The sequence below is a fragment of the Vibrio sp. QJM3NY_27 genome (assembly GCF_057785955.1).
In genome coordinates, this window is the sequence record NZ_CM173511.1 from 1,447,742 (window position 1) to 1,472,051 (window position 24,310).

At 42.4% G+C, this 24,310-nt stretch carries 17 protein-coding genes and 2 pseudogenes; 14 read left to right on the forward strand and 5 right to left on the reverse strand.

Annotated features, from left to right (window positions below):
* The first annotated feature begins 18 nt into the window (after positions 1-18).
* The 8 genes from AC3CIA_RS06515 (at position 19) to AC3CIA_RS06550 (ending at position 12,384) form a co-directional block, all read left to right on the forward strand.
* Positions 19-2,565, forward strand: a complete 2,547-nt coding sequence (locus tag AC3CIA_RS06515) for an efflux RND transporter permease subunit (protein WP_488518878.1) — start codon at positions 19-21, stop codon at positions 2,563-2,565.
* Positions 2,566-2,660: 95 nt separating this feature from the next.
* Positions 2,661-3,416: an outer membrane lipoprotein-sorting protein gene (locus AC3CIA_RS06520; protein ID WP_488518879.1), complete on the forward strand. Its 756-nt coding sequence runs from the start codon at positions 2,661-2,663 to the stop codon at positions 3,414-3,416.
* Positions 3,417-3,425: 9 nt separating this feature from the next.
* Positions 3,426-4,658 carry a hypothetical protein gene (locus AC3CIA_RS06525; RefSeq protein ID WP_488518725.1) on the forward strand — a complete coding sequence of 411 codons (1,233 nt, stop codon included), beginning with the start codon at positions 3,426-3,428 and terminating at the stop codon, positions 4,656-4,658.
* A 271-nt stretch (positions 4,659-4,929) separates the two neighbouring features.
* Positions 4,930-6,102 carry a diguanylate cyclase gene (locus AC3CIA_RS06530; RefSeq protein WP_488518726.1) on the forward strand — a complete coding sequence of 391 codons (1,173 nt, stop codon included), beginning with the start codon at positions 4,930-4,932 and terminating at the stop codon, positions 6,100-6,102.
* A gap of 395 nt (positions 6,103-6,497) precedes the next feature.
* Complete coding sequence (pheS, locus tag AC3CIA_RS06535; RefSeq protein WP_004734764.1) at positions 6,498-7,481, forward strand: phenylalanine--tRNA ligase subunit alpha; 984 nt, start codon at positions 6,498-6,500, stop codon at positions 7,479-7,481.
* 18 nt (positions 7,482-7,499) lie between these two features.
* Positions 7,500-9,905 (forward strand): phenylalanine--tRNA ligase subunit beta, encoded by a 2,406-nt coding sequence (gene pheT / locus AC3CIA_RS06540; RefSeq protein ID WP_488518727.1) that lies wholly within the window; start codon positions 7,500-7,502, stop codon positions 9,903-9,905.
* Positions 9,906-10,041: 136 nt separating this feature from the next.
* Positions 10,042-11,373 carry an IS4 family transposase gene (locus AC3CIA_RS06545; protein ID WP_488518170.1) on the forward strand — a complete coding sequence of 444 codons (1,332 nt, stop codon included), beginning with the start codon at positions 10,042-10,044 and terminating at the stop codon, positions 11,371-11,373.
* A 576-nt stretch (positions 11,374-11,949) separates the two neighbouring features.
* Positions 11,950-12,384 (forward strand): hypothetical protein, encoded by a 435-nt coding sequence (locus AC3CIA_RS06550; protein ID WP_479275223.1) that lies wholly within the window; start codon positions 11,950-11,952, stop codon positions 12,382-12,384.
* A 205-nt stretch (positions 12,385-12,589) separates the two neighbouring features.
* Here the strand turns inward: AC3CIA_RS06550 and AC3CIA_RS06555 are convergent, their stop codons facing one another.
* Entirely contained in the window at positions 12,590-15,205 is a 2,616-nt protein-coding gene (locus AC3CIA_RS06555; RefSeq protein WP_488518728.1) for a hypothetical protein, read from the reverse strand.
* 336 nt (positions 15,206-15,541) lie between these two features.
* Here AC3CIA_RS06555 and AC3CIA_RS06560 point away from each other — a divergent pair.
* Positions 15,542-16,414: pseudogene (locus AC3CIA_RS06560) on the forward strand (alpha/beta fold hydrolase).
* A 118-nt stretch (positions 16,415-16,532) separates the two neighbouring features.
* Here AC3CIA_RS06560 and AC3CIA_RS06565 read toward each other — a convergent pair.
* Positions 16,533-16,655, reverse strand: coding sequence for a hypothetical protein (locus tag AC3CIA_RS06565; protein ID WP_258183960.1), 123 nt, complete (start codon positions 16,653-16,655; stop codon positions 16,533-16,535).
* Between the two features lie 60 nt (positions 16,656-16,715).
* Complete coding sequence (locus AC3CIA_RS06570; RefSeq protein WP_017085640.1) at positions 16,716-16,973, reverse strand: hypothetical protein; 258 nt, start codon at positions 16,971-16,973, stop codon at positions 16,716-16,718.
* 729 nt (positions 16,974-17,702) lie between these two features.
* Here AC3CIA_RS06570 and AC3CIA_RS06575 point away from each other — a divergent pair.
* The 4 genes and pseudogenes from AC3CIA_RS06575 to AC3CIA_RS06590 all read left to right on the forward strand — a co-directional run.
* Positions 17,703-17,846 carry a hypothetical protein gene (locus tag AC3CIA_RS06575; protein ID WP_157938716.1) on the forward strand — a complete coding sequence of 48 codons (144 nt, stop codon included), beginning with the start codon at positions 17,703-17,705 and terminating at the stop codon, positions 17,844-17,846.
* Positions 17,847-17,921: 75 nt separating this feature from the next.
* On the forward strand, positions 17,922-18,653 hold the full coding sequence (locus AC3CIA_RS06580; RefSeq protein WP_102551805.1) for a GTPase: 732 nt from the start codon (positions 17,922-17,924) through the stop codon (positions 18,651-18,653).
* Between the two features lie 45 nt (positions 18,654-18,698).
* Positions 18,699-19,841 carry an MFS transporter gene (locus tag AC3CIA_RS06585; RefSeq protein WP_473577390.1) on the forward strand — a complete coding sequence of 381 codons (1,143 nt, stop codon included), beginning with the start codon at positions 18,699-18,701 and terminating at the stop codon, positions 19,839-19,841.
* Between the two features lie 10 nt (positions 19,842-19,851).
* Positions 19,852-19,959, forward strand: a pseudogene (locus tag AC3CIA_RS06590) (alpha/beta fold hydrolase); the annotation flags it as partial.
* Between the two features lie 179 nt (positions 19,960-20,138).
* On the opposite strand, the gene AC3CIA_RS06595 reads toward AC3CIA_RS06590, so the two are convergent.
* Both AC3CIA_RS06595 and AC3CIA_RS06600 read right to left on the reverse strand, forming a co-directional pair.
* Positions 20,139-21,221, reverse strand: coding sequence for an MBL fold metallo-hydrolase (locus tag AC3CIA_RS06595; RefSeq protein ID WP_488518729.1), 1,083 nt, complete (start codon positions 21,219-21,221; stop codon positions 20,139-20,141).
* 682 nt (positions 21,222-21,903) lie between these two features.
* The gene (locus tag AC3CIA_RS06600) at positions 21,904-23,412 is read right to left on the reverse strand and encodes a DUF3360 domain-containing protein (protein ID WP_488518730.1); all 1,509 of its coding nucleotides are present in this window, start codon (positions 23,410-23,412) and stop codon (positions 21,904-21,906) included.
* A gap of 507 nt (positions 23,413-23,919) precedes the next feature.
* Between AC3CIA_RS06600 and AC3CIA_RS06605 the strand changes: the two genes are divergently transcribed.
* Positions 23,920-24,258 (forward strand): cytosolic protein, encoded by a 339-nt coding sequence (locus AC3CIA_RS06605; protein ID WP_488518731.1) that lies wholly within the window; start codon positions 23,920-23,922, stop codon positions 24,256-24,258.
* The last annotated feature ends 52 nt before the right edge of the window (positions 24,259-24,310 follow it).

Genomic DNA, 24,310 nt, shown 5'->3' on the forward strand with positions numbered 1-24,310 from the left:
TGACTAAGAATTGTGTTTTTGTCAGCTTCGGCTGGCTTTTTAAGACACAACTATGACGAATCGTCACAAATGGAGACTGTGATGGAACATGACAGCCAGAAGCCCGCTTTCGATCACCAAAATCGAGATAACCGTAATGTCGATAGCGTAAACGGGGATCTAAATAACAGTTGGCACTCAATACCGACCAAGCGTTCGTTTATCGTTCTGCTGGTGGTTTTTTCAATCATCATGCTCTCTGCATTAGGGGCAAAGAACCTCTACTTTAGAGGGGATTACAACATCTTCTTCGAAGGCACCAACAAACAGTTGATGGCGTTCGATGAAATTCAAACTACCTTTGCGAAAACCGACAACCTTGCGATTGTTGTCGCACCTGAAGGCGGCAATGTCTTCACTCCAGAAACCCTCACCTTAATTCAAAACCTCACGGTCGATGCGTGGCAGATCCCGTACTCAAGCCGTGTCGATTCGCTGGCCAATTATCAGCATACCGAAGCCGTTGAAGACGACTTGTTAGTGGAAGATTTGCTGTACGAAGAATACGAGCACACACCAGAGCGGATCGCTAAAGTAAAACAGATCGCCCTCAACGAACCACTGCTTAAGAATGCATTGGTATCGGCTTCTGGTGACGTGACCATTGTCAACGTGACGGTGCAATTGCCCGAAGTGGACAAAACGGCGGAAGTGCAAGAAGTCATTGCGGCCATCAACGCCATGATTGACCGCTATGAAGCACAATATCCTAATGTCGAATTCCACAAGGCGGGCATCATTGCCATGAATAACGCCTTTATGACCTCGGCTCAAGAAGACAGCTCAACACTGGTGCCGTTAATGCTGTTAGTGGTGTTGGTGTTCCTGACCTTTATGCTGCGCTCGTTCTTTAGCGTGCTTGCTACCTTAGTTGTGATTATTTCTTCGATTGTCGCGACCATGGGTTTATCTGGCTGGGCAGGGATGTTCCTCAGCACCGCAACGGTTAACGTGCCAACCTTGGTTTTAACCCTTGCTGTTGCCGATTGTGTTCACGTGATTGTGACCATGAGACAAGCGATGCAACGCGGTATGGAGAAAGCCCAAGCCATTCAATACAGTATCAAGCTTAATGCGATGCCGATTTTGATTACTTCTGTCACCACCGCGATTGGCTTCTTGATGATGAACATGTCGGATTCTCCAGTATTGCGAGACTTCGGTAACTTGTCGGCATTGGGCGTTATCATCGCGTGTTTCCTATCCGTGACTATGCTTCCTGCGCTGCTAAAGCTCTTGCCAGTGAAGACCTTGCCAGCGAATGATGCTGCACAAAACAAAGTCACCTTCATGGATAAGTTGGGCGACTTTGTGGTGACCAACCGCAAAGCACTGCTGCCGATTTCTACCTTAGTGATTGTGGGCGCTGCCGCGTTAATTCCATTGAACAAAGTGAATGATGAATCGGTGAAGTATTTCGATACCTCAAGTGAATTCAGACAAGCAGCCGATTTCATGGAACAGACCGTAAGTGGCATGACGACCATCAGCATCGCAGTGAAAACCAACGAATCTCAAGCGATTGCTGATCCTGTGTTTTTGCAAGCGATTGGTGACTTTACCGATTGGCTGCGTGTTCAACCAGAAACTGACCATGTTGCCACACTTTCTGATGTCTACATGCGTTTGAATAAGAACATGCATGGTGACGACGACAGCTACTACCAACTGCCACTTAATCGTGAACTTGCCGCACAATACCTACTGCTTTACGAGATGTCTCTGCCGTACGGCTTGGACTTGAACAACCAAATCAACGTCGATAAATCATCGATCAAAATGGTACTCACGGTCGACAACCTAGGCAGTGTGGAATTGGTGGAACTCGAAGAGCGCATCTACTCATGGTTTGCCGCTAATGCGCCGCAATATGAAGTGGTCGCATCTAGCCCGTCATTGATGTTTGCTCACATCGGTGAAACCAATATGGCAAGCATGCTATCGACTCTGCCAATCACCTTAGTGCTTATCTCTGGCCTGATGATATTTGCACTGCGCTCGGTTCGCTTAGGTCTAATCAGCCTAGTGCCAAACATTGCCCCGGCGATTATCGGCTTTGGTTTGTGGGCGCTTATTTCGGGTGAAATCAACCTTGGTTTGTCAGTCGTGGTCACGCTCACACTGGGTATCGTTGTCGATGATGCGGTGCACTTCTTAAGTAAATACCAACGTGCACGATTAGAAGGTAAATCAGCGGAAGAAGCGGTTCGTTACGCTTTCCACACCGTAGGCCGCGCTTTGTGGATCACCACTGTTGTGCTAGTGGCGGGTTTCTCTGTACTAGTGATGTCGAGCTTTAGACTTAATTCCGACATGGGTTTACTCAGCGCGATTGTGATTTTCATTGCGTTGGTGGTCGACTTCATCTTGCTACCTAGCTTACTGATGATCTTCGACAAACAGACGCACTATTCAGATAAACCTCAGCACGAATCAAAGCCATCTAAAGCCGAACTAACTAAAACAGAGCTATCTAAAACAGCGCAATCTAATCCAGTTGGCGAACTGACTACTTCAACCAAATAAGGAATCGTCAGCCTGCTGCGGTGGGCTGACTCAAGGAGACCATTATGAAAAGCTTTAAACACTCTATTACAAAGAAAACACTAATAACGTCATTGATGACTATTGGCGCATTCGTGGCTTTCCCTGCGTTAGCCGATCCTGCGAAAGGCCTAGAGATCGCTGAGCAACGCAAAGCCGTCGATATGGGGTGGGGCGATTCTGTTGCGACCATGGAAATGCTACTTCGCAACAAACAAGGCGAAAGTAGCTCGCGCCTAATGCGATTGAAGTCGTTAGAAGTGGATGACGATGGCGACAAAGGGTTGACCATTTTTGATGAGCCGCGTGACGTAAAAGGCACGGCTTTCTTGAACCACTCACACATAGCGAAATCAGATGATCAATGGCTGTATCTGCCAGCATTGAAACGAGTAAAACGCATCTCTTCACGTAACAAATCGGGCCCGTTTATGGGCAGTGAATTTGCTTACGAAGACTTGAGCTCGTTCGAGCTAGGAAAGTACACCTTTAACTACATTGAAGACGCCAAAATCCAAGGCGTGGATACCTTTGTATTGGAGCAAGTTCCGACCGACAAAAGCTCTGGCTACACCATGCAGAAAGTATGGCTAGACCAACAATATTTCCGCCCAGTTCAAGTGGAGTTTTACGACCGTAAAGGCGCATTGTTAAAAACCCTCTCGTTCCAAGACTACAAACAATACCTAAACCAATACTGGCGCGCGCACACCATGTCGATGCAAAACCACCAAACAGGCAAAAGTACGGTATTAACCACGACAGATTTAGCGTTCCAGACCGGTCTTAAGGACAAGGATTTTCAAAAAAACACACTTAAACGTGCAAAGTAAGGCAAGAATATGAAAAGGATTGTGTTAACAGGAACGCAGTTATCCTTAACCTTGGCGGCGACCGTTGGGCTAATGCAGGTGTCGTTGCCATGTGTGGCGGCAGGTTTTAGCTCTGAGTTCGTAGAACAGGTCACCCCACAGCTAGCAGGGCAGGTTAACCTTGAACACAGGCAGTTCTTTAGTTACGGCTTACAAGGGCAGGATAAAGGGCAAAGTTCACTGGTGTTGCAACCGGAGTTTTACTGGGAGCAACAAGAGGGCAATAGCAGCTTTACCTTCACGCCGTTTTATCGCCTAGACAGCGAAGACGATGAGCGAACCCATGGCGACGTTCGTGAAGCTCTGTATCTCAATTATTGGGACGATTATGAACTGCGAGTGGGTGTCGGCAAAGTGTTCTGGGGTGTGACTGAATCAGCGCACTTAGTGGACGTAGTAAACCAAACCGATGCGATTGAATCGGTCGATGGCGAATCGAAATTGGGTCAGCCTATGGTGCACTTTACGTCCATCAAAGACTGGGGAACCATCGATGCTATGTTACTGCCGTATTTTCGTGAACGTACCTTTGCAGGGGAAGACGGTCGGTTAAGAACGCTCGTACCCGTTTCAGACGATGCGCTTTACGAATCATCGAAAGAAGAAAAGCACGTTGATGTGGCACTGCGTTATAGCCAAATGTACGGCGATTGGGATGTCGGTTTAAGCTACTTAGGCGGCACCAATCGCGACCCTTATTACCGTGTAGAAGGCAATGAGCTCAAGCCGTATTACGCGCAAATGCAGCACTTCGGGTTCGATGTGCAAGGCATTATGGGCGACTGGTTATGGAAGCTTGAAAGCATTTATCGTGACAGCTACGACAACCACACAGGTGTCGCGACAGGCTTTGAATACACATGGGTTGGCGCGCTAGAGTCGTATTGGGATATTGGCTTTATTGCTGAATACCTGTACGACAGCCGAGGCAACAATGCCCAAAGTGTCGGTCAAAACGATGTGTTTCTTGGGGCGCGCTTCGCCTTGAACGATGAAGACGGGACCGAGGTGTTAACGGGCATCACTCAAGACTTAGATAACAGCGATGTCTACAGTGCAAAGCTCGAAGCATCTAGCCGAATTAACAACAACCTCAAGTGGCGATTAAACGCGTGGTTGTTTGAGAACGAAACCCTAGAAGACTTGTTGTTCTTCGCGCGGAAGGATGATTTTGTTGAACTGGCGTTGGAATATTATTTTTAGTCTTTACAAAAAGTTAGTATTTCCAACCATTTAGCATTTCCAACAAGTTAGCATTTCCCGAAAAGCTAGCATTGGTTCCGTGAGGCGTTCTTCCTAAGGGGAACGTCTCAAATTTAAGATGAGCCATATTTAGAATGTTCAAAGTCGTATTTTTATAAAATGGATCAAACAATCGAATAGTCCCACAGGTAAAATGGTTATATTTTTCGAGCATCTATAACCTCCGAATATGCATGCGAAATGTGCTGGTGGTATCGGCCCTAAGGGATATATGAATTCATTCAATTGGGATAATAACTTTGAAACAGGCATTGGTGTCGTAGACGAACAACATCAATACCTTGTTGGTTTTATCAACCACTACGGAAACCTGTTGTCAGAGAATACTATCTCTATAGACGACATGAGCGTCGCTTTACTCGATCTCACACGCTATGCCGAATTTCATTTTAAAGAAGAAGAATCTTTAATGAGAGATTGCGGTGTATACGATTTACACATTGAAGAACACATCAAAGTTCATCGCATGTTTATGCGAGATATCTACAGCATGCAAGCATTCATCTTGGAAGAAGATCAGGCGTCAGCACGACAGTTACTTGATTTCCTCATCCATTGGCTGGCATACCACATCCTCGGTATCGACCAAAACATGGCTCGACAAGTGGCCGCGATAGAAAAGGGGGCAACACCCCAACAAGCGTTTGAAGCAGAAGAAAAGCAGAAAGATTCTTCAACCATCCCTTTACTCGCTGCTCTTAACGGCTTATTTGAACAAGTCTCTGAGCGCAACAAGCAGTTGTTACGTTTCAACCAGTTACTCGAAGAAAAAGTCGAGGAACGTACGGCAGAGTTAAAACAAGCGAACAAGAAACTTGAAGAACTGTCGTTAACAGATTCACTCACTAAATTACCCAACCGTCGCAGTGCTTTTAAACAGTTAGCGGTACATTGGCAAGACTCGAAAGAATTTGGCATGCCTTTAGTGTGCATTATGATTGATGCCGACCACTTCAAGCGCATTAACGACACCAGTGGCCACGATGCAGGTGATTTGGTGTTACAAACCCTCGCGCGTGAACTGAAAAATGCGTTTCGCAATGACGATATTGTGTGTCGATTAGGGGGCGATGAGTTCTTGGTTATTTGCCCAGATACCGACCTTAAAGGCGGTATGCACATCGCGGAAACGACTCGACAGAAAGTGTCTGAATTAGAGGTTGAAACCAGTAATCAAGTTTGGATTGGCAGTATTAGTGTCGGTGTGGCTGAAATAACCCAAGAATTCGAGTCCATGAATGAGTTGGTTAAAGCCGCCGATGAGTCCGTTTATTTAGCGAAAAACGCGGGCAAAAACAGCGTGTGCTCGATTCAGATATCGAACTCAGTTTATTTAAAATCTAGAGCGCAGTTCCATTCAGATTTAGAGCACGGTTCACTTTAGACTTAGACTTAGACTTAGAGTTTAGTTCACCTCAGATCCAGAACGTACCTCGCTTTTAATTTAGAACATAACTCACGTCAGATTTAGAACACAGTTCACTTTAGTTTTAGAGCTCCGCTCGCTTCAAATCTAGAACCTAGCGACTTTAAATCTAGAGCCTAGCCGCTTTAAATTTAGAACCTAGCTCACCTCCAAATAAAGAAGTGGAACCAGTAATTGTTCCACTTCTTCTTACTCCTCATTAATATCCTGTTAAATTTGCCGTGTTTTTAGCCAATAACTTGCTCTTTTAGCGATTCAATTTGGCATTGTTAGCGTGTTTGATTAGTATGTGTAGCTATCTAAAAAAACTAATCATCCGATACGGACACTACCAACTGGTAGATGAGGAAATGATGCAACATCTAGAAGAGATCATTGCTAATGCAACGACTGCTATTGATACAGCAGATTCGTTAGTCGCACTTGATGAAGTGCGAGTTCAGTATTTAGGTAAGAAGGGTGAACTAACTCTTCAACTACAAAGCCTAGGTAAACTTCCACCTGAAGAGCGTCGCACTGCTGGTCAAGAGATCAACAAAGCGAAAGGTGCTGTTCAACAAGCGATCGCAGCTCGCAAAGACGCACTACAACGTGCAGAGCTTGAAGCGAAACTAGCTGAAGAAACTATCGATGTGAGCCTACCAGGTCGTCGCATTGAGAATGGTGGTCTTCACCCAGTGACTCGCACAGTTGAGCGTATCGAACAGTTCTTTGGTGAGCTTGGCTTTAGCACTGAGTCTGGCCCTGAGATCGAAGATGCATTCCACAACTTTGATGCACTAAACATCGCAGACGATCACCCAGCTCGTACTGATCACGATACTTTCTTCTTCAACCCTGATCTAATGCTACGTACGCACACTTCTGGTGTTCAAATCCGTACGATGGAAAACGGCAAACCGCCATTCCGCTTCATTGCTCCGGGTCGTGTTTACCGTAACGATTACGATCAAACTCACACGCCAATGTTCCACCAAGTGGAAGGTATGTTAGTTGATGAAAACGTAAACTTCGCACAACTTAAAGGCATTCTTAACGATTTCCTTTGTAACTTCTTTGAAGAAGAAGTTGAAGTGCGTTTCCGTCCTTCATTCTTCCCGTTCACAGAGCCTTCAGCTGAAGTTGACGTGAAACGTAAAGATGGCAAATGGTTAGAAGTTCTAGGCTGTGGCATGGTTCACCCTAACGTACTTCGCTCTGTTGGCATCGACCCTGAGAAATACTCTGGTTTTGCATTCGGTATGGGTGTAGAGCGTCTAACGATGCTTCGTTACGGCGTAAATGACCTTCGTGCGTTCTTCGAGAACGACCTTCGTTTCCTTAAACAATTCAAGTAATCCGGGGCAGTCAAAACTATGAAATTCAGTGAATCTTGGCTACGCGAGTGGGTTAAACCTGCAATTAACAGCGAAGAGCTAGCTCACCAAATCACTATGGCTGGTTTGGAAGTTGACGATGTAGAACCTGTTGCGGGTGTTTTCACCGGCGTTAAAGTAGGTAAAGTGGTTGAGTGCGGTCAGCACCCAGACGCAGACAAACTACAAGTTACAAAAATTGATATCGGCGCTGTTGATGCAGAAGGTAATAAAGAGCTTTTAGACATCGTATGTGGTGCATCTAACTGTCGTCTTGGCCTAACTGTAGCAGTAGCAACAGTTGGCGCAGTACTTCCTGGTGACTTCAAAATCAAGAAAGCAAAACTACGTGGCGTTCCATCGCACGGCATGCTTTGTTCTTTCTCTGAGCTAGGTATCGACGTAGAGTCAGACGGCATCCTTGAGCTGCCAGAAGGCACAACGCTAGGTATGGACGTACGTGAGCTTCTTGAGCTTAACGACGTAACTATCGACGTAGACCTAACAGCAAACCGCGCAGACTGCTTCAGCATCCGTGGCCTTGCTCGTGAAGTTGGCGTACTAAACCGCGCAGACGTTACAGAACCAGCAGTTGAAGCTGTTGCAACAAGCATTGAAGACACAGTATCTGTTGAAATCAAAGCAACTGATGCTTGTCCACGTTACCTTGGCCGTGTGGTTAAGAACGTAAACGTGAAAGCGGAATCTCCAATCTGGATGCAAGAAAAACTGCGTCGTTGTGGTATCCGTTCAATCGACCCAGTTGTAGACATCACAAACTACGTGATGCTAGAGCAAGGCCAACCAATGCACGCATTTGATCTAGCTAAGATCGAAGGTGGTATCGTGGTTCGTCTAGCAGAGCAGGGCGAAAAACTAACACTTCTAGATGGCAACGAAGCTGAACTAAACAGCAACACACTTGTTATCGCTGACCAAAACAAAGCACTAGCAATCGCTGGTATCTTTGGCGGTCAAGATTCAGGTGTTACGACTGAAACAACTGACGTACTTCTTGAAGCGGCATTCTTCGCACCGGATCACATCCGTGGTCGCGCACGTGCTTACGGCCTTCACACTGATTCTTCTCTACGTTTCGAACGTGGTGTTGATTCAACGCTACAAGCAGCAGCAATGGAGCGTGCAACACAGCTTCTAGTTGAAATCTGCGGTGGTGAAGTTGCGCCAGTAAACGGCAGCGAATCTGAAGCTGATCTTCCTAAAGCAAACGTAGTTGCTCTACGTCGCGCTAAGCTAGACAGCCTATTAGGTCACGAAATCCCATCTACAGACGTAGTGGAAATTCTTACTCGCCTAGGTTGTGAAGTTGAAAGCACTGATGCTGGTTGGACGGCAACGTCTCCATCTTGGCGTTTTGATATCGCAATCGAGCAAGACTTAATTGAAGAAGTAGGTCGTATCTACGGTTACGATAACATTCCAAACCAAGCGCCTAAAGCGGCACTTAAAATGAATGATCACAAAGAAGCTAACCAACCGCTTAAGCGCGTTCGTGACCTTCTTGTAGACCGTGGCTACCACGAAGCAATCACATACAGCTTCGTAGAACCAGAACAGCAAAAACTTGTTGTACCTGGTGTTGAGCCGCTAATCCTGCCATTCCCAATCTCTGCGGACATGTCAGCAATGCGTCTTGGCCTAATCCAAGGTCTTCTAAACACAGTAGTTCACAACCAGAAGCGTCAACAGTCTCGCGTTCGTCTATTCGAATCAGGCCTACGTTTCATCCCTGAAGCAACTGCTGAAAACGGCATGCGCCAAGAAATGATGCTTGCGGGCGTTATCTCTGGTACTCGTGGCGAAGAGCACTGGGACATTGCAACTAACACTGTAGATTTCTTCGATCTTAAAGGTGACCTAGAAGCCGTTCTTGAGCTTTCTGCAAACGAAATCGCATACAGCTTCAAATCTGCTAAGCACCCAGCACTTCACCCAGGTCAAACTGCGGCTATCGTAGTAGACGGCAAAGACGTGGGTATCATTGGTACTGTTCACCCAGAACTAGAGCGTAAGTTTGGTCTAAACGGCCGTACTATCGTATTCGAAATCGAATGGGCAGCTATCAACACTCGTGTGCTTCCAGAAGCAGTAGCCGTATCTAAGTTCCCTGCAAACCGTCGTGATATCGCGGTTGTTGTTGACGAAGCAGTCGCTTCTGGCGACATCGTAGAAGCGTGTATCGCAGCGGGTGGCGAATTCCTAACAGGCGCTAAACTGTTCGACGTATACGTTGGTCAAGGCGTTGAAGAAGGTAAGAAGAGCCTAGCAATTGCACTTAGCCTACAGTCTGTAGAGCGCACACTTGAAGATGCAGACATCGCTGGTTCAGTAGATGCTATCGTAGCTTCAATCTCAGAGAAATTCGGCGCAGCACTTCGCGACTAATCTCCTCTGATAGATAGAAAAATCAAAGGCCTCGCATTGCGAGTAATGCCGATCAGTTAAGAAATTTGTGAGATCATTTGACCGATCCTCAAAAGGCTTCAAAATCCGATATTAGGAAACTAATATCGGATTTTTTATGTCTTTAGAAAGCCAACTTGCGAATACTTTTCGATCATGTAACACCTTTCATCACTTTGATAGATATTCTGACATTCTTAGCCCAGACCTTATTCAGCAAGGCTTCGAACAAGCGGGGGTCGCAACGGTGAGAAGAAGGCGTTTACCTTTAGAGGCTGTACTTTGGTCCGTTGTAGGAATGAGTCTTTTTCGACAACAATCTGTTTGGGATATAGCTAATCAACTCGATATTGTCCTGCCAGACAAACAACGTTTTGTTGCCCCAAGCGCTGTTGTTCAGGCGAGACAGAGATTGGGCGAAGAAGGTGTTAAGCAAGTCTTTAAGAAGATGGCAGCGCATAGCTATCAATCGTCTAACTTCGAAACTTGGTGTGGACTAAACCTTCTATCCGTCGATGGTGTCGTTTGGAGAACGACAGATACACCTGAAAATCATCAAGAGTTTAAAGCACAGCGCAATCAATCAGCTGAAAATATTTACCCTAAGGTACGTATGGTTTGTCTGATGGAGCTTACGAGTCATCAGATAATCGATAGTGCATTCTCTGACTATCGAACCAACGAAATGCGCCTTGCAGAAGAACTCATTGAACAAACCCCCGATCATTCTCTGACTATTTTTGACAAAGGATATTACTCTCTAGGGCTACTTAATCGCTGGAATAAAGTAGGCCAAGAAAGACATTGGATGCTCCCTGTGAGAAAGGACTTTCAGTATGAAGTCGTTCATAAATATAGCCAGAGTGACGCTATCGTTGCTATAAAAACGACACCTCAAGCAAGAAAGAAATTCAGTGACCTCCCTGAGATAATAGAAGCACGGTTAGTGTCGAAAATTATCAAAGGAAAGAAATATCAGGTGCTTACATCAATGCGTGATGGGTTGCACTTTCCTGGTGAAGACATTGTAGAGCTCTATCGCTACCGTTGGGAAATCGAATTAGGTTATAGGGAAATGAAGCAAACCTTGCTTGATAGTGAGTATACATTGCGAAGTAAGCGCCCAGATATGGTCAAACAGGAGCTCTGGGGGATTTTGTTAGCCTATAACCTTATAAGGCAGGTTATGACAAAGGCAGCGAGCAAGTTAGATAGCGTCTGGCCGAATCAATTAAGCTTTACGAGTAGTGCCATGGCTGTGACTCAATACTTTGCAGCTTTACCTTTAACGAGTCCTGGGAAACTACCCAAACACTATGAAGTACTACTACAGCAAATATCGATGTTTATCCTACCACCTCGAAGAGAAGATAGAAGTTATCCTCGTTGGGTGAAACTGAAACCTAAGAAATATGCAACGAATAGAAAAAATGCCAGTCAGCTTAACTGACTGGCATTACTCGCATTGCGAGGCCTTTTTTGTTGTGTATCGACTGTATTGGCCAACATATTGTGAATGAAATCATGCCTTTTTCCTGTCGCGTCTTCAATATTTCTACATTAAGAAATAGTTATAGTGTTCTATTTGTGCAACGAAGCTAAGTATTAAATTCCCCCTTATTTGCTTCATGATTGCTACAACTGCATTGTTTTGAAAATTGAAGAAATAAGAATCACTTAGATATTATGATAAGTTTCTGCTTGGGTATAAATTGCAAATTGTCATGTTGCATATCTTTACATTGCATTTCAACCGATCACTGCACCTATAACAAATATAAAGACTTGATTTTTGTGTTATTAAACACTTTGAAACAAAAAATCTATCTTTTAAGATGCGTCTATCTGAAATGGTTTTTATTATTAGTTAAAATAGCCATAACTCCGAATTTAAGTACAAGAGTAGAGCTGTTTATTTATGATAAAAATAATTTTTATATTTTGTTCGTTCATTAGTTTCAATGTTTTTGCCTCATTACCATGGACTGAAGCACCTGATAGTTATTGGTCAAAGGGGGGAGTAACAATGTTTACTTTTGACGAGAAAAGTGAATCTGGTAAGGTTAGTGTTGCCGAAATAAGTCGAGATAGTAGCGGAAATCTGACAATGTTCTTTAATTACTTTATTATTAATGATGGAATGAGACCGGTTTGTAATTATAACAAAACAAAAGATTTTAATAATGAAGGACAGCATGTGATTGAAGGGACTTCAGTTCATAAGTTTAATAATCAACCTGTGAAAATGACGGGTTTTTGTGTTGGTGAAACGGAACAAACTCCTCCTTTAGTTTACTTCAGACCTCAAACCGATGAAGGTCTGGAGTTTATAGTTCAGCAATTTAAAGATAGAAATTCTGTGACCATTGAGACTAGTTTGGGAGGGGAGTTTAAGAAAATTAAGTTTACAGCCAAAGGATTCACAAAGTATTGGGATAGCAACAACATAGAAGCTCTTTAGATATTATATGCTTCGTTAATGAGAAATAATTTGTTAATAATCATAAAGTGTATTTTTATTATCTATTAGACTTTCAGGAATTTATATAAGAGGTCCCTTTTTACTGAGCAATTTGTCTATTTGGCTGAGATTAGTGAGAAAAAGTCGAACTAGAATAGTTCGACTTCTGTAGTCGATTTGTATTTACAATAAATATACTTGTTGGCTAAGAAACTACCGGTGTCGGCTTTTTGTAATCCAAAATCTCAGACTCTAATGCTTCGAGTTGTTTCAGTAGAGCAGCGGCTTGATGCTCATCAAACTCTTCATTTCTATCTTCTTCGTGCGTACCTTTATTTAACAATTGCCAAGTTACATTGTGCTTTTGGCTGATTCCCTGAATATCCATCAAGATTTGTTTGATAGGAACATATCCAAAGAATCCAGGTTTTTTCTCAAATTCTTTTAGTGACTTTATCAACCCGGAAACAATTCCATAAAGATCAGGGGAGCCTCCGGGCTGGCGAAGCTGAACTGAAACACTCGAGTCTAGCCTTTGTTTTCCAATGTGTTTCCATAGTTCGTTAGTTAAACCTTCTAAACTTCTTCTACTTTCCATCAGTGCATCTTTGGTTTTACCTTCCATTAGTGCTAACTGAGCTTTAACTATGTATTGTCGAAAATCATTAGAACTTATTAAGATTGTTCTCTGATCCAAGTTGCGTTTGAAGTCATAGCGATTCAACTTAACCTTTACATCCTTCGATGGGATTCGATTCTCTAATCGTTTGAGGAAATCTTCACCATGTGTAGTGATTACTAATTGTTTTTGGCTTAAGTCAGGATCGGAAAATATTGCTTCTAAAACACCTGAGCGGTGTTCATCGTCAATGGCATTTACCACGTCATCGAAAACTATTAGGTTGTGCCCATCATGTATGTTTTTTGCCAATAAGATCGATAACCCTAAGCAACGTAAATGCCCTTCGCTTAGAATTCGAAGGGCGTCATCTTTATTCCCATCATAAAATTCTATATTTATCTTCTCACTAGAATTTCTAGGTAGAGACAAACTTTTAAGTATTTCATGGTCGTAAGGGTGGTTATTAATTAAGTTGTAAATTTTCAGTACACGTTCACTTAAAGATTCCGAAAGAACAGACGGGAGTTCTAAGTTGTACTTTTTAAGCTTACCAATAAAGGTGCAGTAATCTGCAATAAAGGTACTATTTTTTGCTAGACGCTTTTCTTCGAGTTGTAGTTTGTTCTCTAACATAGATTTTTCTTTTTCGATAACAACTATTTGCTCGCGAATATCTTTGATATCTTTTATGTGAAGCTTAAATAATGCTGATAATTGATTTGCAACACCTAAGTCATGGTTGAGTTTTTTTAACTCCAATGTCATTGCTGAAACACTATCAACCAAAGGTTTATTTATAAGGTTCTGATTTTCTAACTCTTCTATTTTCTTCTGGACCAATAATTTTGTATTTTTCAATGAGGTTTGGGTGTTTTGAAAAACAATCCCTTGCTCAGTATCTGTAAGGTCGTAATCGATGGTTGATTGTATATTGTGATTTAAAAATTTCTGGTTAGATACATTGCAAGCTGACTCTATTCTTTTTCGCAAAGACAACATTAGTGATTGTTTTTCAGAAAGTTCTTTAAGTAAAACAAGTTGTTTTATGGATTTAAGGAAAGGGTCGTTTTTAACTTGGTGCAAAGGAGTATCACAAGCTGGGCAACAATCGTGCTCAGTATCCTTGGATGAAGCGATGGTTTTTATAGCGGTGTACAAATTTAGGAATTCGACTTTAGATGAACTATTTTCAATGTCGTTTCTTGTTCGTTCGTAGTTTAACAAGTCATTATCAATATTTGTTAGTTCAGTAAGTAGGCTCTCAAGAGGCTTAACGTTATGAAGCTTAATGTTGTTATATTTATAAATTGAGTCCTGTTTTTCTTTTATTAAGCCATTATCGGGGCTTAAGTACGCAATAAGGTCTGATGCCAGTTCACACATAGGGTAACCGGATAACAGACCAATTTTTTTGTTATTAAGCTCTTGTTGCTCTTGCTCTTTTCTGCTGATAGCTTGTTGAGCTTGTGCTATTTTGAGGACTGCTTCTTTATACTTGTCTAAGACAGGAGTTTTGAGGTCGATATAATTGATTATCGAATCGCTAAAGCCATTACAGAAATTGTTGAACGTTTCAAGGCCAAACAATAGAGACAATCTTTGTTGTTGTGCTGATGCAGTATAAGAGGAAACACGAGCAAAACCCTCAATACGGTTTCGTTCTATAAACATAAACTCGTGTCCACTCTTTGGTTCAGTCAAATCTACGACGTCCCCTTGAGGATTGATGACTTTAAGTGTGACTGCTGAGGATTTACAGTACATGTTTTTGATATACGGTTTGATCTTAAACCCTTTACTCTCTGCTTCGTTAATCTTCCCTGTCAGAGAGAACTCTAAAGCTTCGCAAAAACTTGATTTGCCAGTACCGTTAGGTCCGTAAAGGAAGTTGTACTTTTTCGATAAGTCGAAGGTTTCATTGTTCACAAAACCACGAAATCCTTGGATATCTATAGAGGAGAGTCTCTGGATATTGTTGTTTTGATTGTCTTCAAAAGCTGTTTCTTTGGTCGCAGGAGGCCATGCTATTTTATCGTAAATTGAAGATATATATTTTGCTCTTTTTCCTGCTGCTGTGCCGATTTTTTCCACTTCTTCAAAGTTATTCAGAATAAGATTTGCAAATTTCAATTCACCTTCACTTAACTCTTCATAAGAGTTGTGGATGAATTCTTTAAAGCGATACAAGCTTGATTGCATTTGTATGAGTCCTAATTAATAAACTAGTGGCATTGTAATTAGTAACATATAAATCAACCATTAAAAGATTCTATTGTTATGATAACTCAATCGATTTTTTAGCTCATACACAGGGAGTTAGTTAGGAATATTCTCGATAATTGATTGATGTTATCGAATCTTTTAAGCGAAACAGCTAGCAGTGTAACCAAAGCTGGTGAATCATTTTAGATCCAAGCTTATTTATACTTTTCTTCAAGCTATCATTGACCCGTCTACAACTTCACACTTTATAGTGGCTATATTGATTGAGAGGGGCGCTTTCTATGTTCCCTCCAAAGTAAGTAGAGAGGCACTATGAAACGTTTAATTCTGAACATCACACTCTTGGTATTCATGACGCTTAGTAGCATGAATGCCATGGCTCATGATTCAATGGTTAAGTATAGTATCGCGTTATCTCACGATGGTGAGCAAATTGCGTATGGCAAAAGTGGGAGCGGGGATGCGGCACTGATCTTCATTCACGGTTGGAGCTTAGACAGCAGGCTATGGCAAAACCAAGTGAGTGAGTTTTCAAAGCAGTACCAAGTGATCACCATGGACTTAGCAGGCCACGGTAACTCATCGTTTAATCGTGAAGAGTACACCATGGTTGCATTCGCTGAAGACATCAAAGCAGTCATCGAGAAAGAACAACTTGAATCCGTCATCTTGGTCGGGCATTCCATGGCAGGTGGTGTGATTGCAGAAGCCGCTAAACTGATGCCGAAAAGAGTGAAGGGTATTATTGGCGTCGATACATCGCAAAACGTCGCACTAGCGGTTTCATAAAGCGACCTAGATGCAATGACCAAACCATTTGAAGTAGACTTTCAAGCGGGTATCACTACGTTCGTGAAAGACTCGCTACCAAAAGACGTAGACGCGGATTTACTATACTGGGTAACGCAAGACATGGCATCAGCGCCGCCAGCTATCGCGATAAACCAGTTCCGCCATTATCTAGGCCAATACGTGACAGGCGAAGCTCACCGCGTGTATGAGAACGTGAATGTGCCAGTAATATTGGTTAACGCTCGCCTATGGCCAACGGATTCGGAAGCGAACAAGAAACATATCAAGGATTACAGCATTTACTACATTGAAGACTCAGGCCACTTCCCAATGCTAGAGCAACCACAGCAATTCAACACAACGTTGATGAAAGCGGCTAAGTCAGTGAAGTAGGGCGCTGTAGTTGTTAAATGACGGCTGCAACTGTTGATATAAAAACTAAGGCCTCGCGTTTGCGAGGCCTTAGTTTTTTAAGTTAAATCGATGGAGCCTGTCAATCTGATAGAGTCCATTATTTTTTGTCTTGAGATTCTTTATATTTCTTTGCAATCCACTCATGTAAATGAAGCCCCGTTTGACGCTTTAGGAATACACTGATACCAGCCAAAATTAACAGTCCAATTATTGTGCCCATAATCATCTCCACACTTTGTCATTTTTTAAATTCAGTTTAATCAATACGTTAGTGTTTTGATTAATCCATTGATTTCATCATTTTATCGATATTAAGCCCACCAAGATCCTCGAGGTTATTCTTAATCTCTTCGTCGATTGATAGCTGGCGTTCCACTTTCTTTATTTCCTTCTCAAGAAACTTTTCAACTTCTTGAGATACGTTGAACATTAAGCCCTGTTCACGCGCTGCTTTTCTCGCTCGTTTAAGACGAACATCTAAGTCTGATGAGATTTTGATGTTCAGTGATACTTTGGATTGTTTTTTCTGTAATGACATATCGATTCTCAACTTTATCTAAAAAATACCATAAACTTTTCTACCTTTTTAGCAGGAAATTTTGAGGTTGATAGATTTGGGAGCGAACAAGAAACACATCAAGGACTACAGCATTTACTACATTGAAGACTCAGGCCTCTTCCCAATGCTTGAGCAATAACAGCAATTCAACACAACGTTGATGAAAGCGGTGCAGTCAGTGAAGTAGGGCGGTTGCACGTGAGAATAGGCTGATAATCCCCTCCTAACCTCCCCTTGGTTTACATCTCCAATCTCTTGTTGGTAACGGGGAAAGGGGAGGAACTGAATACCGATCGTGACAAGTACAGTTATATGTTCAGCGCCAAAGAGTGTTCTCCCCCTCGAACGTTAATCTAATGAGATCGGTGAACTGCATTTGAGGGGGAGCTAGAGGGGGGAGGATTTGGTTTACTAGAATCGTTCCACGGGATTTCATTAACAGCGATAAGTCCGCGGCTTCGTTTTACTTGTTATTCAATCCAACTGGTACAGACCTGATTTGTACATCATCGTCAGCGACAAATAATAATCTCCAATGAATTTCTCAAAGAAGTAAAAGCTCTCTGAATACTTATTAATCCCAAAAAATAACATTCTAAAAATGATCGTGTAACAATTTGTTAACGAGCTGTATTGTCTCAGTGTTCTTTGTCTTTGTTGCATATCGTTACCAAGCCCAGAACATTCCATTATTTTGAGGATCTGAATATGAACGGAAAACTAAGAACGGCTTTATCGTTAAAACTTAAGAAGCAAGATATCTCTAACCAACCTCCAAGACTGGTGCGATCAAATGCTGCCTTTGAACCGAATCCAGCCCCGTCAGAACATCACAAGAAAGAGTCTCGCTAACTAGCTTGCTCCCTCTTAATAAGGCACTCGAGAGAGTGCTTTATTGAAGATGTATGCTGAGGAAAGGAATGGTTTATGAATAATATACAAAACAGTCTCTATGGTTTATTCGATACTCAAGGTGTGAGTCTTTCAAAAGAGTACAAGGATTGCATCGAGAAATATTTAGTATCTGATTTGTCTTTCACTTCTGAGATGATGAATGGTTTGGCTCGAACTATTTTTCAAAATAAAAAGATGATGGCTTACTACCTTTTGCACAATGCAATCGATGAGGCTAAAGGTGCGGCAAGGTTACGAATGATCGCAGAGCGGTATGCAGATGATGAATTAAGGCCGCTTATGTTGCGTCACTATAACGATGAAATGAATCATTCTACGTTGTTTGCCAGCCTTATCCCTTTTACTGGGTACGAGACAGAAACGCATGAACATGAAGTTCAATATGAGTTAGATAAAGTCATGAACTTTGACGATGAGCTCAAGACATTCCTCTTTAGGGTTCATTCTATTGAAATACGTTCGTGGCGTTTACTGTTACTGCATTTGGCGATCATTGATGAGTCTGACGATGATTACATGAAACAAATGCGTCCAACGATTCAAAAAATCTTAGAAGATGAAATGCAGCACGTGTGTTACACCGGACAATATGTCAGTCGTTGGTTACATGCTGAACCACATTTAAGCAAAGTTTTTGTTGAGTGCATTACTCACACGAATAAAGAAACATGGGAAGACCTTTCTTCGATGGCTTTATTCATGCGCGATCATATTCAAGACTTTCTTTTAGAATCGGCGGCTTAAATGACTCTCTGGCTTAGGGTTTTAACATCGCGGAGCTCATTCGCGATGTTGGTTATCATCGCTATCGCGTCAGTGATAGCGAATACTGGATGGCGAGTCGTGATGAATAACTTCGCTGTCGACACTATTGGTATGACCGGGGCTGATGTGGGTGTATTGCAGAGTGTTAGGGAAATCCCAGGCTTGCTCTCATTTATTGTTTTGTTTCTGTTGTTCATCGCTTCAGAACAAAGAGTCGCGGTATTGTCGGTTGCAATATTAGGGCTAGGTGTTGCCGTGACTGGGTATTTGCCTTCGATTTATGGCTTCTATTTCAGCACAACGATCATGTCTATTGGCTTTCATTATTTAGAAGCGGTGAACAAATCACTCTCAACACAATTGTTAGCGACCGAGAACTTTAGTGAATCAATGGGAAAGATTCGCTCTGCTGCCTCGTTTTTCTCGATGGTGACTTTTCTGTGCATTATGGTCGCGAGTTATCTTTTTGACGTTTCAGATAAGGTCATTTTCTTTACTTGTGGAGCAATATGTTTCTGGCTAGCGGTTTACTTAGTCACATTTAAAAATACTCAAACAAAGGTTAAACAACACACTAAACTCATTGTCCGACGTGAATACACGACCTATTACATTCTTACCTTTTTGAGTGGGGCAAGAAGACAGATCTTTGTGGCCTTTGCTGGCTTACTGATGGTGACCAAATTTCAATATACGATTGCGATGATGGCCGCTTTATTTATGGTATCCAGCTTAGCCGCGACTCTTGCTCTACCTTATGTTGGGAAATTTATCGATCGAGTAGGAGAGAGGCTAGCTTTGATCATTGAGTATGCCGCGTTAGTGTTGGTATTCCTATCTTACGCATTTGTGGATGATCATTATGCGGCTGCGGGGTTGTATGTTATCGACAGTATCATTTTTAGTTTTGCCATAGCTTTAAACACCTACTTTAAAAAGACAATTAGGGAAGATGAAGTGGCTTCAACGGCGAGTTTGTCATTCACTATCAACCATATTGCAGCGGTGTTCCTACCCTTTTTGTTGGGAATCATCTGGATGTCTGGTTATCAATGGGTGTTTGTTACAGGATCAATTATTGCTTTGATTAGCCTCTTGGTATCGTTGACTATGGGCACGCAGCTTCATCAGCGGATTAATGGATTCGATAAGCTACAGAAACAATAGTGACACTCATCGAAACTACAGTATTTACTACGTTGAAGACTCGGGCAACTTCCCAATGTTAGAGCAACCAGAACAGTTCAACACAACGTTGATGAAAGCGTTTAAGTCAGTGAAGTAGGGCGTTGTAGTTGTTAAAGGATAGTTGTAATGGTTCGACTAACAATCCCATACTGAGCTCCCCTTGATTGACATCTCTAATCTCTTGTTGGTAATGAGAAAGGGGAGGAATTGAACAAAGTGAGTTTGTGAAATTCCTAATTTAGTAAATGACGGATTATCGTTGGTAGGGCAATGTAGTTAGTTAGTTGTCGGTGCGATCCTTCTTGTTTCTCCAATTTTCATTGTCCATAGATTTTTGTCAGAAAATCCACTATCTCTTCCCGCCTTCCTAAAACGTATCGGAGGTTCAAATGCTGGCTCATCCGATAAACCGCTAATGGTTCCCCAGTGAGAAGCAATCAATGTTTTTGCGCGAACATCTATGCCGATAGAAACAGCCTCTTCAGGTGTGGCATGCGACATCCACAATAATTCCCTAGGTTTATATGCTCCAATAGGCAAAATAGCAAAATCAAAGGAGCCATATTTCTCACCGACATTATTGAATATTGTTTCTGAGTAACCTGTATCGCCAACAAAAAGGAGACGATTTTGTAAACTTTCAATAACCCAAGAGGCCCATAGCGTTTCATTATGATCAGATGTACTTCTTGCTGAATCATGAACAGAAGGCTCCGCTGTTATCTCTATTCCTGAAACTGACACTGACTTTCCCCAATCTAACTCAGTAACCTTGTTATACCCTCGTTCGGTAAAAAAAGACTTAAGTCCTAAAGGAACAACGACATGAATATTGTTTTTGTTTTCTAACTTCCTAACTGTTTGATCATCCAGGTGGTCATAATGATTATGTGAAACAATCACTATATCAATAGGAGGCAATTTATTTATAGGTATGGGTAAATCAACAAACCTTTTTGGGCCGGCCCATGAGACGGGGCTGGCGAATTTTGACAAAAAAGGGTCAGTCAGGATCGTCACTCCAGAGGTCGTAATCAAAAAACTTGCATGCCCTAACCAAGTAACACTATCGCTTTCAATAGAGTTTAAAAGTTGAAGAGACTCCTTCTCTGTTAGCTGATGTCCATCGGGGATATCAGGGACAAACACCGAGTCCCATGCTCTTTGCATATAGAATAAGCCCCCTTTAGGTGCGGCAGTTTCTACAAATGGGTGGTTCTGATAACCGTTACTTGTATGATGGTTTAGCTCATCCACCAATGAAGGTTTTTGGGAGGATTCAGGCGAGAGTGAAGAACATGCAGATAAAGTAACTAAGACTAAAATGGCACTAATGAAAATTTTCGTATCGTTCATCATTGACTCTCTAAAACTCTTTATATGGTGATTCGATAATGTGCCAGTTTAAAATAAACTTAGCTATAACCACACTAAGTTAACTAATTGTTTGTTAACAACGAGCGTATCGTTAACAACGAGCGTATAGCTCAAAACCGATTCTATCAACTTCAAGCCCGCAAAAACCAAAAGTGAATGCCTTTACGTAAGGTCTCTACAGCCTTTTATTAAGTATCAATATTTCAATGAATTACCATGCCTCGATGGTTTTGCACGTTATCTCATTTGTCATAGCCAAGTTCATAGTGCTCGTGAGTGATCCGCATCAATAGTTTTGGGCACTGACTTAACGGAGTTGGACTGCCCAGAATCCAATCTGGCTGGAGAAAATGATATTAGAAAAGATTGGTTCATCTGAGTCGACGTGTTTATTGACAAGGCTAGCAATTAGACTACGCTTTAATAACTGATGGAACATCGTCAGTGGAAAATGAGCAAGTTTCAACGTAAACCGTAACACTGTAAAAGAAAGAAAAGATATGTACATTGTAGAAAAATAGAAAAGCCACTTTTTACATTAAGTGGCTTTTTTTTTGTCAAAAAAGATTATCAACGATAGCTTCAATTTTTAATGCAGATAACGAATCCAGTTTGAAAGTTAACAACAGAAAGAAGCAACCACTCAATCATTCTAATCTAGAGGTTAACGAAAACTTGGGATAATCGCCGGTATGCCCGGTAGAAGACCAACCAACGCCATCACACCACTTAACACAATGAACATAGTGCCAGGCAACACCCAGCGGCTCATTTTACTCAATTCACTGCTACGTTCTTTACAACCGACTAAGCCTAAGTTGTCTAACAGCATGGTGAGAGCCCAACCAAATGCAGGGTTAACGAGCGCTGAAGAAAACACAACAATCGCTGCTGATTGGGTGGTTTTCCCTTCACGCGTCATTTCCATTCCAGCTTCTAGCAATGGAACAAATACCCCAACAATTAGCGCAACACACAGTACAGGCTGCCATATAGCTAAATCCATCGGGTAGCCCCAAATTGCGGCGATGATACAGAACAGAGCTGTTAGCAAAGCGCCTGCAGGAATAGGGCGTTTAGCAATTGCTGCTGGTACGATATAAGTACCCCATGAAGACGTAAAGTTAGTGCCACCAAGTAGAGAACCGAACGTTTGACGAATTGAAGCCGTGGTCATGGTGTCATCAATGTTCATGTGTACTTTTTCGGTACGTTCTGGATAGCTGATCTTTTGGAATACTTGATGCCCTAAGAAATCGGGTGACCACATTGCCACGGCTAGAATCGCAAACGGTAATACCACCATGAAATGTTCAATTGTAGGTAGGCCTAGCATCCAGCCTGTATCTTCTCCCCACCAATACATAGGGTTCATGTTAGGCAAGCCTGGCTCCGTGTGGAAAGCAAATGGGGCACCCATGGCAAATGCAATCGTACCACCCAGTAAGCAACTAAGAGGCACAGCTAACCAACGTTTACGGAAGTGTTCCAATAACGCGTACAAAATAATGGTGCAAAAGATCACCACAAAAGCGATGTGGCTCATGCCGATTCCCTCAGCCCAAGCGAACAGCTTTTTCACTTGAGAGGCGGTTCCAACAAAGCCAAGGTAGAGCAATAAGCCGCCACACACGCCTTTACTGGTGAGGTTGGCCAACATACTGCCACCTTTACTGATGGCTAAGATGAGGCCAAAAGCGCCAATCAGCAACCCAAACGCCATAGGGTGTCCGCCAGCTGCAACGACAATCGGGATTAAAGGAATGAGTGGGCCGTGTGTACCTGCGAGGTTCGCGGTCGGCAATAAAAAGCCAGAGAAAAGAATGATGAAAACAGAGGCTATGAGTAGTTCATAACGAACGTTTTCTAGAATGAAGTCTTCATTTAATCCGAGAGCCCCGGCAAAGGTGGCTGCAATGGCGCCCACCATAACAATCTTACCAATGGTCGCCGCCATCGCTGGGATGGTATCTTCTATTTCGAATCGATAATCTTTAAACGGCAAATTGGGACGCCAGCGTTTAGGCGCCATGATTTGTAACTCATGCTCTAAATATTGTTCGCGGGAATCAAATTCCGATCTTGGTTTGTGTTGTTGTTCATAAGTGAGTTCATCCTCACTGGTTTGAGGTTTATCTGCTTGTATATGTACGGACTCTAAAGTGCTGCTCATTTTGATTCCTTTCGTTCACACTCTAAGGCGTGTTATTCCAACAAACGTTATTGACTCACGCAAAGTCGTAAACAATATGTCAACTTATAATTAAAAATTCATTAACATTTAGTTGTTAGTACCTTATACCAAACCAAAAAAAACAAATAGTCTCAGGTAGTTAGACATTAGTCGTAGAGTTGGACGACTAGTATTAGACACTGTAGATAGTATGTGTCTGTTTATTTGTAGGCTCTTAATTTCAGGAATAACAAAGTCACTTTCAACAACAAATAGTTCGACTCTAAAGACCCAGAAAAAAGTCTAACAACTTACGTTTGGTTGCATGCTTGGTTGCGTTCTGGTGTGATTTGATAGTGACATCTGGTCCGGTTTTATACTTGATATAATGGGGCGATAAACAGGGGTAGGGATTGTCTCTAGTAACTCAATTTCTCCTACGTTTGGCCCCTGATAGTGTTAGAATCTCCGCATCAGAACTATCGAGAAACTAGGTATTTATAAACAATGTTTATCCATCACGTAAACGGCATCGACTGGCTGGTGATTACAGCTTTTGAAGAACTGAAACCGATGTTTATCGAAGATGCTGGTCCCATCCCAGCTTACTTCTCTACCACCAGTGAACTAAGCCTGATTGATCAAGCCAAGCGCAGCTATGGATTTTTGCCTAAACTCCGCGGTGTGATCACCGATACCGGCACGTATCAAAGTGAAAATCTTGAAGAAGATTTGAACCCACAGCTAGCGTGTATAGTGGAAGGGCGTGGTCGGGTGTTTATCTATCACGGCGACTATGTGGCTTTTGTGGATGACGATCAAACCTTCATTACCCGTATGAACTGAGAGTGATTCAGTGAGTTGAGATCTACGAATTGGTAAATCGGCGAGTTAGCTC